At 64.3% G+C, this 14,015-nt stretch carries 5 protein-coding genes and 1 pseudogene; 3 read left to right on the top strand and 3 right to left on the bottom strand.

Going from position 1 to position 14,015, the window contains the following annotated elements:
• Positions 1–884: 884 nt before the first annotated feature.
• The 3 genes and pseudogenes from SA190iCDA_RS23350 to SA190iCDA_RS07455 form a co-directional block, all read right to left on the bottom strand.
• Positions 885–3,479: pseudogene (locus SA190iCDA_RS23350) on the bottom strand (hypothetical protein); the annotation flags it as partial.
• Between the two features lie 44 nt (positions 3,480–3,523).
• A complete protein-coding gene (locus SA190iCDA_RS07460; RefSeq protein WP_236101080.1) occupies positions 3,524–7,147 on the bottom strand; it encodes a filamentous hemagglutinin N-terminal domain-containing protein in 3,624 nt (1,207 codons plus the stop codon).
• Between the two features lie 34 nt (positions 7,148–7,181).
• Positions 7,182–8,906 (bottom strand): ShlB/FhaC/HecB family hemolysin secretion/activation protein, encoded by a 1,725-nt coding sequence (locus tag SA190iCDA_RS07455; protein WP_083329701.1) that lies wholly within the window; start codon positions 8,904–8,906, stop codon positions 7,182–7,184.
• A gap of 444 nt (positions 8,907–9,350) precedes the next feature.
• Between SA190iCDA_RS07455 and plsB the strand changes: the two genes are divergently transcribed.
• The 3 genes from plsB to SA190iCDA_RS07440 all read left to right on the top strand — a co-directional run bounded on the left by plsB (position 9,351) and on the right by SA190iCDA_RS07440 (position 13,821).
• Positions 9,351–11,834, top strand: coding sequence for a glycerol-3-phosphate 1-O-acyltransferase PlsB (plsB, locus tag SA190iCDA_RS07450; RefSeq protein WP_070884187.1), 2,484 nt, complete (start codon positions 9,351–9,353; stop codon positions 11,832–11,834).
• A 159-nt stretch (positions 11,835–11,993) separates the two neighbouring features.
• A complete protein-coding gene (locus SA190iCDA_RS07445; protein ID WP_070884188.1) occupies positions 11,994–13,019 on the top strand; it encodes a peptidoglycan-binding domain-containing protein in 1,026 nt (341 codons plus the stop codon).
• A 124-nt stretch (positions 13,020–13,143) separates the two neighbouring features.
• Positions 13,144–13,821, top strand: a complete 678-nt coding sequence (locus SA190iCDA_RS07440) for a DUF4197 domain-containing protein (protein WP_070884189.1) — start codon at positions 13,144–13,146, stop codon at positions 13,819–13,821.
• Positions 13,822–14,015 lie beyond the last annotated feature (194 nt).

Below are 14,015 nucleotides of genomic sequence, written 5' to 3'. Positions count from 1 at the left end.
TGGGCGTTCAAGGTGATCGGAATGAACGAGTCTGCCGCTCCTGCGCTGGTCGAGCCACTACGGTTCCCACTGATTACGTGTGTCGAACCGGGACGCGTCACACCGTTGCCGACGTTTTGCTGCGCATTGATGGCAAGGTTGCCAGCCGCCTGGACGATCCCGGCATAACGCTGATCACCGCTACTCAGGATGGTGCGGCTACCGTAGCTATGAAGCTCCTGTTCAAAATCACCATCGCTGATGATGCGGTTGATGGCGCCAGCGATTTCGCCCGTGCGCTGCTGATCGTATCCGGCGCTCTCATGCCAATACTGCTGGGTGAAAGTCCGCGCATTGTTCTGGTGGCGAACGATGTACTTGCCGTCCATGCGTGCCAGCCGGAACATACGCTTGGTCTGGATTTCCCCTTCCTCTACGCCACTGTTGTCCAAACGGCGGAGGTCGGCCGAAAAATCGCCGCCTGCACTGATCAGACTGCTGTTGTTGTTCAGTACATCACCATAAATACGCAGATCACCGCCGGCCACGATCTGCGACATGGCACTTGCCTCGGTGACCTGCAACCGATCACGCTGGGTGATTTCGAACCAGGAACTTCGTTTCCCACTACAGTCGATGCCTGGCTGGACACAGAAGCGTTCGTCGATACGAGCGCTGTAAATACCTGATTCGATAAGTAGACGTTCACGCGTATTGTCGAGTATGCCGACTCTCAACGTCGTGTCGCCGACGGCCTCCAATGTCGCGGACAGATTGTCCAGGCGACTGGCCATGGCCCCTGAGGCATTCCCGGCGAGGAAGATATTTCCGAGGCTATAAACATCCGCATAGCGGTTTGTGAAGGTATCGACATACAGCGCCATGTCGTCGCCGCTGAACAGCAGCCCCTTCTCGTTGGTAAGGCTCGGTGTACTCAGGGTCAGGCGCTGGGCGCTGCCCAGGGTGCCGGCATTGTTCATACTGGCGGCGCTGACGCTGAGGTTGTCGGTGGCGGTTAGGCGCCCCCTGTTGAGCAGTGCACCACCGAGCACGAAGCTGGCGGTACCAGCGGCAGTAATGCTGGCGGTTTCGCTGAGGCTCAGACTGGCGGCTGCAAGCTCCAGGGCTCCCTGACTGGTGACCCGGCCGTTGCCGCTGTAGCCACCGCTGAGGGTCAGGTTGAGGGGACCATCGCTGGCGATCAGGCCGTGGTTGATCCAGTTGCCGCCTTTGCCTGTCAGCGAGCCGGTGGCCAGCAGTTGTCCATTGACCGTCTGCTCGAAGGTGCCGATGTCCAGCGTCAGATGCCTGGCCTGGAGGATGCTGTCGTTGCTCCAGCTGTCGGCCTTGAGGGTCAAACCGCCGTGCGTGACGAAGCTGCCGCCCGCGGCGGCGACCTGCGCCAGGGCTACACCGAACTCACCACTGCCAGCGTGCAGCAGCTTGCCATTCTGGTTGAGCAGGCTGCCGAGGTTGAGGGTCAGGTCGCGGTTGGCGGTTTCCAGGGTGCCGCCGCGGTTGTCCAGCAACGTGCCCAAGGTGAAGAAGGTGGTGCCGGTGGTGCCCAGGGCGCGCAGCTGGCCGCCCTGGTTGTTCAAGCTGCCGCCCTGCACGTGCAGAGTGCCGCGGCTTTCGATGATGCCCTGCTGATTATTGAGTAAGGCGTCGGTAGCCTGTTCCAGGGTGATGGTGGCCGCCCCGAGGGTGCCACCCTGGTTGTTCAGGTTGCCACCACGCAGCAGCAGTTCTCCCTTGGCATGCAGGGTGCCGCTCTGGTTGTCGAAGGAAGAGGCCTGCAAGGTAGCCGCACCGCCCAGGGCATGAACGCGTCCAGCGGTATTGTCGAGGTTGCCAGCGACCTGCAGGTCGATGTGCTGACCCTGAATCAGACCACCCTGTCCGCTGGCCCCGTTGCGCAGCCACGCGGAAATGCGTGTGCGTACCCAGCCCTCGAGGCTGGCCAGGGTGCCCTGGCGGTTGTCGAGGCTGGCGGCGATGAGATCGACGGAACCGCTACGGCTCTGCAGGGTGCCACTCTGGTTGTTCAGGGCACCGCCGACATTCAACAGCAGATCACCTTGTGCCTGAATGGCTCCGCTGGTGTTATCGAGGCTGGCGGCGTTCAGATTCACGTGGGCGTCGCGGCTGTAGATCAGCCCATCGACGCTGTTGGTCAGCGCCCGGGTGGCGTCGACCTGCAGGGCACCGTTGGCAGCCAGGGTAGCGCTGCCGCTGTTATCCAGCGCGCCGACGACAAGCTTGGCGGTGCTCCGGCTGGCCAGCGTGCCGCCTTGGTTGTTCAGGATATCGGCAGTGATGCTCAGGGGGCCGGCGCTGGCCAGTTGCCCGGCAGCATTGCTCAGGGTGCCGTCGACGCTGAGCGTGGCTTCACCGCTGGCGGCGATGCGGCCACGGCTGTTGTCCAGGGTTTCACCGGCCAGGGTCAGATCTTGCTGCGCCTGCAGCAAACCACCCGCGTTGGTAACGCTCTTGGCTTCGACGGCCAAGCTCTCCGCTGCATCGATCTGCCCGGCACGATTGTCCAGCTGCTGAGTGATCTGCAGGCGCTGGCCAGCACCACTGGAAAGGATGCCCTGATCGCTATTGTCCAGGCTGTCGGCCTGAATATCGAGACGGGTTGCGGCCACCAGAGCGCCTTCGTCACTGTTGAGCAGCGCACCGGCGAGCTGCACGTCGAGGCCCCCATCGCGGCTCGACAAGGTGCCGCGCTGACGGTTGTCGAGCGAACGCCCAGTCAGTTGCAGGCCCTGCCAGCCAGAGAGCAGCCCTCCCCGATTGTCCACCTGGCCCAGGCTCAGGCGCAGCCACTCGCGGCTGATCAGGCGACCATTGCGATTATCAAGACTGGCGGCAGCCAGGCTCAGCACGCCGAGGCTGGAGATTTCCCCGGCAAGGTTATCGAGGGCCCGCAGGTTGCTGAGCGTTAGCGGCCCGTTGCTGCTGATCAGGCCCTGGCGGTTGTCCAGGTCACCCTGGCGCAGGTCGAGGCTCAGCGCGCTTTCGCCGATCAAGGCGCCCTGCTGCTGGGTCAGACGGTCGAGCGTCAGTTGCAGGTCGCCCTTGGCCGAGAGTTCACCACCCTGGCTGGAGTCCAGCGAAGCGGCATCGAGCATGAGGCCGCCCTGGCTGTTGATCAGACCGCCGTCGCGGTTGTCCACCGCTCCGACGCTGCGCAGTTCCAGGCTCTTGCCGGCCAGCAGGGTGCCGTCGGTATTGATGAGCGTGCCGCTGTTCAGGCGCAGATCGCCTGCGCTTCGAATAAGACCCTTGCCGGCGTTGCTCAGGCCGCCCGTAAGATCGATGCCGAGGTCGCCACGGGCAAACAGTGTGCCCGCGTCATTGCTCAGATCCTTGGCGCGCAGGTCGATGCCCCGGGCACTGATCAACCCTGCCAAGTTGGCCAGCACGCCCTGAATCCGCAGCGTCAGACTCTGCTCGGAGAGCAGTCGGCCACTGGCGTTGTCCAGGCGATTCGCCACCAGGCTGAAGCCCTGACTGCTGGAGATTTCGCCGCCCCGGTTACTCACTGCCCCAGGTTGTTGAGCAACAGTTGGCCGGGAGCATGCAGCAAGCCGGCGTCATTGTTCAGATCACCGCCCTTGAGGTCGAGGGTGAGGCTGGTCTGGCTGAACAGTTCACCGTCCTGCTGCGCCAGGCCGCTGGCCTGCACGAACAGCGGGCCCCTGGCGGCAATACGCCCTTGGGCGTTGCCGATCTGATCGGTCTGCAGGTTCAGACTGGCGTTACCTGTCAGGCGACCACTGTGGTTGTCGAAACGCTCTGTGGTGACGCTCAGTTGCTCCACCGCGGATATCTGGCCATGGCGGTTGTCTAGACCGGCGCTGCGCAGCAACAACCCGGCATCGGTGAGCAGACGCCCCTGCTGATTGAGCATTGCGCCCTGGCTGGTGACCTGCAACGTTCCAGCGCTGGAAAGGCTCCCTGCGCTGTTGTCGAGCTTGGCTGCAGTGACGCTAAGCGCGCCTTCGCTGCTGATTTTTCCTGCGCGGTTAATCAGTTGGCCATCGAGGGTCGGGTCACCCGTACCGGCAGCGAGTTCGATCAGCACGCGCTTATCGCTGGCAAGGGTACCGCCGGCATTGTTCAGGTGAGCACCGCTGAGGTGAAGCTGATCACGCCCGAAGATCAGCCCCTTGTCGCGATTGAGCAGACGCGCAGCCACCAGGCTGAGATGTGCCGCCAGCAGGCAACCACCGTCACCGTTGTCGAGCATCAAAGCGTTGACACCTGCGCTGCCACGGCTGGATATCTCGCCGCCGCGATTGTCGATGTCGCCAACCGTCACGCTCAGGGAACCATTGGCCGCGACCCGGCTTTTCTGGTTGTCCAGCCGTTGCGCCACCAGATTCAGATCACCCTCGGCCAGCAGCTCACCCGCCACCTGGGTCAGTTGCCCAACCTCGGCGGTCAGATTCCCCTGGCTGGCGATATGGCCGCCACCGTTGTCCAGCTCGGCGGCGTGCAGCGCCAGTGCCGTACCGCTGAGCAGTTCGCCACCTCGGTTGGCCAACCTGCCGCTCACTTCGACATCGAGTCGACCTTGACTACGTACCAGGCCGTCAGCACCATTATCCAGCGAGCCGGCACTCACCTCGACCTGGCGACCGGCCAGGCTGCCCCCTCTATTGTCGAGGTTGCCAGAAACGCTAACACGCAGGTCCTGCTCGCTGACGAGCTTGCCGCTGCCGTTGTCCAGGCTGCTGGCCATCAGGTCGAAGGCCTGACGACTGGAGATTTCACCCCCTCGGTTGTTCACCGCACCAAGGCCGTCGAGCCGCAACGCACCAGGTGCGTTGATGAAACCAGCCGCGTTATCGAGAACGCCACCCTGCAGGTCAAGGGCCAGGCTGGTCTTGCTGAATAGCTCGCCACCCTGTTGTTGCAGGCCGTTGGCCGTCAGTATCAGCGGCCCGCTAGCAGCGATACGGCCCTTGCGGTTGGCGATTTGCGCAGCGTGCAGAGCGAGCGTGGAGCCAGCCGAGATCAGTCCCTGATCGTTGCTCATGTCAGCGCTGCGCAGTTGTAAAGCCGCGTCACCGAGCACCCGGCCACCCTGATTGCTCAGCTCTCCCAACAGGGTCAGGTTCAAGTCCCGAACGCTGGAAACATCGCCCTGGCGATTGTCCAGGCGCGCGGCGCTGATGCTTAGCGCACCTTCGCTGCCCAGCAAACCATCGGCATTGATCAACCCGCCATCGAGCTCGCCTCGCGACGCGAGCTGGACAAGCAAGTCTTCACCCGCGGAGAGCGAGCCGCCGCTGTTGTCCAGCCAGGCGCCGGCCACCTGCGTATTGCCCTGCCCGTGGATCAGGCCCTGATTGCGATTGAGCAGGCGCTGGGTGGTGAGCATCAGGTGCGCACCGATCACCTTGCCCTGGTCACTGTTGTCCAGACGTTGCGTGTCTATCGTTACCCTGGCTCGGCCGGAAACCGTCCCACCACGGTTATCGATATCGTCGAGCAGCAGTTGCAGATCACCATTGGCTGCGATACGGCCAGCACGGTTTTGCAGACGCTCCCCTGTCAACTCGAGCGTGGTTTCGGCAAGCAGCTTACCGCCCTGATTATCCAGAGAGGCCGCCGCCACCTGCACACCTTGGCGACTGGAGATTTCGCCCGCTGCATTGTCGACCTTGGCGGCGCTATCTACACGCAGCGCCTGCCCGGCGTTGATCAGCCCAGCACGGTTATCCAGATTGCCACCGGCAAGATGGATACTCAGGTCCCCCCCACTGCTGAGCACACCGCCCTGCTGGGCCAAACCGGTCGCGTTGACCTCAAGCGCCTGACCAGCACTGATACGTCCCTGAACATTGTCGACTTGACCACTACGCAGCGCGAGGTTGCCATCGGCGACGATGCGTCCCTTGTGGTTGTCGAGCTGGGTGCTGTCGACTCGGGCATTACCCTCGGCCAGCAACTGACCGTCACGGTTATCCAGCAAACCTTTGGCATCTACCTGCAGATCACCCCTGGCAACCACGCTACCCGTGTTACCTATCTGCTTGCCCGCGAGCACAACGCTGCCCGCATTATTGCGGCTGTTGTCGGCATTCACTCCGGCTTCGATATGGCCCTCGTTGATCAAGCTAGCGCCGCCAGTCAGCTCTATCCGGTCACGAGCAGCCAGGCTGCCACTGTTCACCAGACCCTCTGTGGCTTGAACATCGAGCCGGCTGCCGGCATATACCTGGCCCTGGGTTTCAACACCCTGGGCGCGTGCCGCAATCTGCCCGACGGCCGCCGCGTCATTGAGCGTCAGTTGCCCGCTGGCATCGATCTGGATATCCCCGGCACTGGCCGCCATATCACCGGCCAGTTTCACGCCCACGCCCGACTCTGTGCCGACCAGACGGATCGCGCCGGCATACATGCCACCCAGGGCCGAGCTGTCGATGGCCAGTTGCGGTTGCTGGGAGCCGTCGTCGGCCTTGGCGGTGGCCTGCAGGGTGGCCACATCGACCTCGTTACGGCCGGCGATGACGTTCAGGCGCTTGGCATGAATCTCGGCGTTGATCTGCGCGCTGCGGGTGATCAGGTCGAACTGGTCGACGTTGCTGGCATTGAGGCCAGCGCCTTCGATGGCGATGTCGCCGCCGTTGACGTCGAAGCCCTGCAGGCGGCCATTGTTGACCACCGGCGCGCCGGTGCTCAGCGTCGCCCGCGGGGTGTTGATAAAGCCGCAGCCGTCGCAGGTGATGCCGTGGGGGTTGGCGACGATGACATGCGCTGCCTGCCCGGCCACTTCCGTGTAGCCCTTGAGCTGGCTGCGGTTGCTGCCGGTCACTTCGTTGAGGATGACGCCGGCGGCTCGCCCCTGCAGGTTGGGGTTGCCAATGATGATGCCGCCCTGCTGGGTGCTCTGCAGCCGCTCGGTGGCATTGTTGAGGATCAGCCCCTGCTGGCCGACGTTGTAGTCGGTGAACTTGTTGTGCGACAGGCCGCTGCCATTGGGCGTGGCGATATTGACGATGGGCACGCCGTTGCCGGCCTGGTCGAGGCTGGTATTGCCGCCGGCCTGGGCGTCAACCGTCAGTTGCGCCGCAGTGGCGACGATGGGGTTGAGGAACATGACGCCGGCAACGATCAGGGCGATGTTCTGGAAAAACGGGCTGCGAACGTCCATGTCAGGGTGCTCCAGGGTGTAAGCGAATCGGCAATCAGAAGAACAGGTCGAGACGGAAATACACCGGGCGCTCGCGCTCGGTGATCAGGTCAGGGCGTTCCAGGGAATGGGCGAAGGTCACGCTGGCGGCCAGGTGTTCGCCCCGGGCGCTGAGCTCCAGGGCATGGCCGCTCAGGCGGCCGCTGGCACCAGGGTTGTGCTGGTCGTGGCTGATCACACCCACGTCATAGGCCAGGGCCGCGCCGTATTGCTGCACGAAGGGTTGCAGCGGTGCCCAGGTGACCGGCCGCGTCCAGCGCAGCTGGTTGCGCCAGTAGCCGCCGCTGTCACCGGACAGGTTCTGGTCCTTGAAGGCGCGTACCGAGTTGAGCCCACCGATGCTGATGCGCTGGGAGCTGAACAACGGGTCTTCGCTCTTCTGGCCGGTGGCCAGGCTGTCGAAACTGAAGCGCTCGCCCCACAGGCTGAACGGCTGCAGGTAGCTCAGGGTCAGGCTGTATTTGTTGTAGCGCGCCACCGGCTGGTCACCACGAGGATTGCCATTGCCCTGGGCGTCGAAGGCGCCGATGCCGCGCTGCCAGCCGATATCGGCGTTGACGAAGGCGCTGCCGATGCGCCGGCCATGGTTGAAACCCAGTTGCCATTCGCTTAGGCGGTTGCTGGAGGGATCGATGCGGTTGCCGAATATGAAGTTGTTGGTGCGCACATGGCTGACGCCGGTGTTGAAGGCGGTCTTGCTGACGCTGTCGCGGTGCAGCACGCGCTCGGCGCGCAGGGCGTGCTGCTGGCTGTCGCCATCGGTCTCGAAGGGAAAGCCGTTGCTCTGGCCCAGGGTGCGGTAGTAGCTCTGGCTGTAGCTGTAGTCCACGCGCCACCAGCCATAGGGGATGCTGTAGGACAGGCTCTGGGCATGGGAGTGGCGATAGCTGTCGCTGACCGCATCACGGCTGGCGCGCAGGCTCAGCTGGTCGGCCAGGCCCAGCGGGCTGTCCCAGGTCAGGCCCAGGCCCCACTGCTGCTCGCCGGTGCTGCGCTGGCCATCATTGTGGCGGTTGATATTGGCGTGCCAGGGCTTGCTGCGCTCGCCCTTGAGGCCCACGCGGCTGCCGCCCACCTGCTGACCCGGCACCAGCTCCAGCTGTGCCGGGCGCGACGGCAGGCGGTTGAGGTTGTCGACCAGTTGCTCCAGTTCCCGCAGGTTGAGGATCTCGCCGCTCTCGCCGGGAAAGCTCATGGCCAGTTCTCGATCACTGGCCAGGGCAGAGCTGTCGAGGCCTTCCAGGCGCCCTTCGACCACGGTGATCTTCAGGGTACGGGCCGACAGATCCTGCTGCGGCAGGTAGGCGCGGGTGGTCACGTAACCACGGTCGACGTAGTGGTTGGTGATCGCCTTGAGCAGCTCGTTGAGCTGGCTGACGCCCAGGCAGCTGTCGGCGAAGGGCGCGAGAATGGTACTGCGATCGGCCGCGGACAGCAGGCTGGCGCCGCTGATCTCGATCTGTTCGATGGCGAAGCAGCGCTCGTCCTCGGCAGCCGGTGGTGCCGTCGGCTCGGCGCGCTTGCCCGGCAGCTGCTGCAGTTCCTGCAGGCGCTGCTGCTGCTCATCGAGCAGGCGCTCCTGACGGTCGCGGATCAGGTCTTGAGTCAGGGGCGAAGGCAGATTGGTGGGCAGGTTGGGCGGTGGCGTCTGGGCCAACACGGCCAGCGACCAGGTGGACAAGCAGAGGCATACCACCGCAGATCCATTGCGGAAGAACATAGGTCGTCCCTGAGAAATAATGTCATTTGAGCCGTGATTAAAACATATGGCACTTGGCTATCAAAGCCTATGCAGCGGAACCGAATCACAGTTTTGGAAACGCGAGCGGTTTCCATGATCGCAACAGAACCAGCGCAGCAATGGAGATGCTGCCAAAGGCTGTCCGCACGCTCGATCCGATAGCAAACCGAGGCGCTGCGCTGGAACACGCCGGGGCTCTACCGTCGCGTTCGCCTCTGCGTGAAAGCTCGCCACAACCGATGCGGTAAAGCATGGGTACACAGGCACAGGATGAAAACTTGCCTCGCATCGGCAAGGCGGGATGCGCCCGCAACCGCGCTTTTCGCAACGAAACGGCAACTTTTACAAGATTTTGCCGACAGGGCGGCGATCCGGCACACTAGCGGCCCCGAGCTCCGGCTCGTCGCCGCAGCCAGATTTCGTATGACCCGCTCCCCGCTTCGCCGCCTTGCCTTCGGTACCCTGCGCCGCCTGCTGTACCTGTGGGTGCGCTCGGAAACCATCAACCAGTCGGCCTTCACCCTCAAGCTCGACCGCAGCAAGCCGGTGTTCTACGTGCTGCAGCAGCCGTCGGTGAGCGACCTGGCGGTGCTCGACCACGAATGCACCAAGGCCAACCTGCCGCGCCCGGTGCTGCCCGTGGCAGTGGGCGAGCTGATCGAGCCGGCGGCGTTCTTCTACCTGACGCCGGAGCCCGACTGGCTCGGCCGCCAGGACAAGCGCGGCATCTCGCCGACCCTGCAGCGCATGGTCGCCGCCCTCAGCGAACAGGCCGCCGAGCAGGCGCAGATCATTCCGGTCAGCGTGTTCTGGGGGCAGTCGCCCAATCGGGAAACCAGCCCCTGGAAGCTGTTGTTCGCCGACAGCTGGGCGGTCACCGGCCGCCTGCGCCGACTGGTGAGCATCCTGATCCTGGGCCGCACCACCCGCGTGCAGTTCTCCACGCCGATCCAGCTGCGCGAGTTGATCGAGCAGAACAAGGGCCAGGAACGCACCCTGCGCATGGTGCACCGCATCCTGCGGGTGCACTTTCGCAACCAGAAGGCGGCGGTCATCGGCCCGGACGTGTCGCACCGTCGCAACCTGGTCAAGGGCCTGGTGCACGGCCCCCAGGTGCGCCAGGCGATTGCCGAGGAAGCCGCCCGCGACAACATCGCCGTCGAGAAGGCCGAGGCCCTGGCCCTGCGCTACGGCAACGAGATCGCCTCGGACTACACCTACACGGCGATCCGCTTTCTCGAGCTGATCCTGTCGTGGTTCTGGAACAAGATCTACGACGGCATCAAGGTCAACCATATCGAAGGCGTGCAGGACATCGCCCAGGGCCACGAGGTGATCTACGTGCCCTGCCACCGCAGCCACATCGACTACCTGCTGCTCTCCTACCTGCTGTTCCGCAACGGCCTGACGCCGCCGCACATCGCCGCCGGCATCAACCTCAACATGCCGATCATCGGCGGCCTGCTGCGCCGCGGCGGCGCCTTCTTCATGCGCCGCAGCTTCAAGGGCAACCCGCTGTACACCGCGGTGTTCAACGAATACCTGCACACCCTGATCCGCAAGGGCTACCCGGTGGAGTACTTCGTCGAAGGCGGCCGCTCGCGCACCGGGCGCATGCTCAGGCCGAAGACCGGCATGCTCGCCATCACCCTGCGCAGCTACCTGCAGAGCCACCGCCTGCCGGTGGTGTTCGTGCCGGTGTACATCGGCTACGAGCGGGTGCTGGAGGGCCGTACCTATCTGGGCGAGCTGCGCGGGGCGAGCAAGAAGAAGGAGTCGATCTTCGACATCTTCAAGGTCATCGGCGCGCTCAAGCAGCGCTTCGGCCATGTGTGGGTCAACTTCGGCGAGCCGATCAAGCTGGATGCCTTTCTCGATGCCCTGCAGCCCGACTGGCGCGCCCAGAACCTGGGCCCGGATTACCGGCCGGCGTGGCTCAACGACACCACCAACCGGCTCGGCGAGCGGGTGGCCCAGCGCCTCAACGAGGCGGCGGCGATCAACCCGGTCAACCTGGTGGCCCTGGCACTGCTGTCCACCAGCAAGCTGGCCCTGGACGAGCGCGGCCTGGTGCGCATCCTCGACCTCTACCAGAGCCTGCTGCGCCGGGTGCCCTACTCGCCGCACAACACGGTGCCGGAGGGCGATGGCCTGGCGCTGATCGAGCACGTGCGCGGCATGGAACTGCTGTCCGAGCAGAAGGACGCGCTGGGGCGCATTCTCTACCTGGACGAACAGAACGCGGTGCTGATGACCTACTACCGCAACAACGTGCTGCACATCTTCGCCCTGCCCGGCCTGATCGCCAGCTTCTTCCAGAGCAGCGGGCGGATGAGCCGCGAGCAGATCCTGCGTTTCGTCCACGCGCTGTATCCGTACCTGCAGGCCGAGCTGTACATGCGCTGGGCCGACGAGGACCTCGACGAGGTGGTCGACCAGTGGCTCGACGCCTTCGTCGAGCAGGGCCTGCTCAGGCAGGAGAACGACCTCTACGTGCGCCCGGCGCCCAGCTCGCGCAACTTCGTGTTGCTGACCCTGCTGTCGCGGGCCATCGCCCAGACCCTGCAGCGCTTCTACATGGCCAGTGCGCTGCTGCTCAACGCCGGGCAGAACGCGATCAGCGCCGAGGAGCTGGAAGAGCTGTGCACGGTCATGGCCCAGCGCCTGTCGATCCTGCACGGGCTCAACGCGCCGGAGTTCTTCGACAAGAGCCTGTTCCGCCACTTCATCCTGACGTTGCTCGACCAGGGCGTACTGCGCCAGGACGAAGCCGGCAAGCTCAGCCATCCGCCAGCCTTCGCCGAACTGGCCGAAGGCGCCGCCAAGCGCGTACTGCCGGCCGAGATTCGCCTGTCGATCCGCCAGGTGACCATGGCACGCAGCGAGGAGCTGCTCGACGGGCTCTGACACGCCAGCTATCTCGTGGATGCGTCGAGTGCGGCGGGCGTTATTGAGCTTTGCCGCCCCAGCCCCTAAGATGCGTCGCTGAGGCCACTTAGGGCAGGGATTTTCGTGCGTTATCACACCATTCTAGGATCACTGGCGATCGTGGTTTCCGGTTGCGCCATGCAACCGTCCGCATCGACCTCTCAAGAAGAAAAGCCGTCGCAACCGGCTCCCGTCGCAGAACAGACCGCCGCCGCACCCGCCAGCGCGCAACCCGCGCCGCAGCCGGCTGCTGCCGCGACGCCGAGCGAGGCGCCAGCCGCCACGCCGGCCGCCCGCGAGCCCCAGGAATACGAAATCCAGCCGGGTCAGTGCTGGGTGCATGCCCAGGTTCGCCCACGCCCGGTGCAGAGCACCCAGGAAGTGGTGGTCAAGGACTCGGTCAACAAGATCACCGTCACCCCTGCCGAGCTCGAAAAGGGCTTCAAGCAGGTGGTCGCCCGTGAAGGTACCAAGACCTACCGCATCGAGCCGCCGACCTACCGGGTGGTCTCCGAGCAGGTGAAGATTCGCCCGGAAGTGAAGCGCTACATCGTGGTGCCGGCCGTCTACGAGGACGTCAAGGAAACCGTGACCCTCGAAGAGGCCAAGACCGTACTCGACCAGTGCCGCGCCGCCGGCACCCGTTATTCGAGTAGCACCGGCGCCATGTCCTTCTGCGCCCGCCAGGTGCCGGCCAAGCAGGAAGTGGTCAAGGTCAAGAAGCTGGTTTCGCCGGAAACCGTGCGGGTGGAAACCGACCCCGCGCAGTACAAGAGCGTGACCCGCTGGATCGTCGACAAGCCGGCCCAGGCCGTGGAAGTCACCTTGGATCCGGAATACACCAAGGTCGCCTCCACCGAAGTGGTGCGCCCGGTGGAAGCCAACCAGATCATCCTCCCGGAAGAAAAGCGCCAGCTGCAGGTAACCCGATTCGAGGGCAACCCACGTATCGTTTCGCGGCAGACCATTTGCGACCCGGACATCAATGACGACCTGGTAACCCGCCTGCAGCAGAGCCTGGTCAAGCGTGGCTTCAACCCGGGCCGCGTGGACGGCAAACTCGGCAAGCGCACCCTCGACGCACTGACCGAATTCCAGACCGCCAACGGCCTGGCCGTCGGTGCCCTGACCCTGGAAAGCCTGACCGCCCTCGAAGTCCAGTAACGCTGATCGGCACGCCCGCCATGGGCGTGCCGTCCTCCTCCCCCGCCCTGCCCGCAACCTTCGCCGCGCCCATCTTCAGCCTGCTAAGCTCGCTGCCTATTTCCACCGCTCGAAGGTTACCGCCATGCTCCGCATCCCCGTTCTCGTCGCCGGCCTGCTGCTGTCCGCCAACGTGCTCGCCCTGTCGCTTTCCGACCTCAGCCAGCAGGACGCCAGCGGCGGCCTCAAGGACGCCCTCACCCAGGGCGCCAAGGTGGCCGTGCAGCAGCTCGGCAAGCCCGGCGGCTTCAGCAACAACCCCGAAGTGCGCATCGAGCTGCCCGGCAAACTCGGCAAGGCCGCCAAGACCATGAAGATGATGGGCATGGGCGCCCAGGTCGAGCAGTTGGAAACCAGCATGAACAAGGCCGCCGAAGCCGCCGTGCCCCAGGCCCAGGCGCTGCTGGTCGACGCGGTGAAGAAGATGAGCGTGCAGGACGCCAAGAGCATCCTTGCAGGCCCCGAGGATTCGGCCACCCAGTACCTGAACAAGAGCAGCCGCGAACAGATCCGCGCCAAGTTCCTGCCCATCGTCAAGCAGGCCACCGACCAGGTCGGCCTGGCCAAGCAGTACAACAGCTTCGCCGGCCAGGCGGCGACCTTTGGCGTGCTCGACGCCAAGAGCGCCAATATCGAAAGCTACGTGACCGAGCAGGCCCTCGATGGGCTGTTCGACATGATCGCCAAGCAGGAGGCCAGCATCCGCGAAAACCCGGCCGCGGCGGCGACCAGCCTGGCGAAGAAGGTCTTTGGTGCGCTGTAAGCGGCGAGCTGCAAGAAAAGGGGCTGGCGCGTTATGCACCAGCCCCTTTTTTCTGCGCTGCGATACGGATAAAGCGTCGCCTACCTTACGAAGGTGATGGCTGAAAAGTGGCGGAAGCGGCCTTTCGTAGGGTGGACGACGCTTCATCCGTCCACCGCTCTGCGAGCGCAATGGTGGACAAAAAGAGCGTTGTC

Source organism: Pseudomonas argentinensis, assembly GCF_001839655.2.
Taxonomy (GTDB): domain Bacteria; phylum Pseudomonadota; class Gammaproteobacteria; order Pseudomonadales; family Pseudomonadaceae; genus Aquipseudomonas; species Aquipseudomonas argentinensis_B.
The sequence above is the reverse complement of the archived record's forward strand: the minus strand, read 5'-3'. Positions and strand labels throughout refer to the sequence as shown.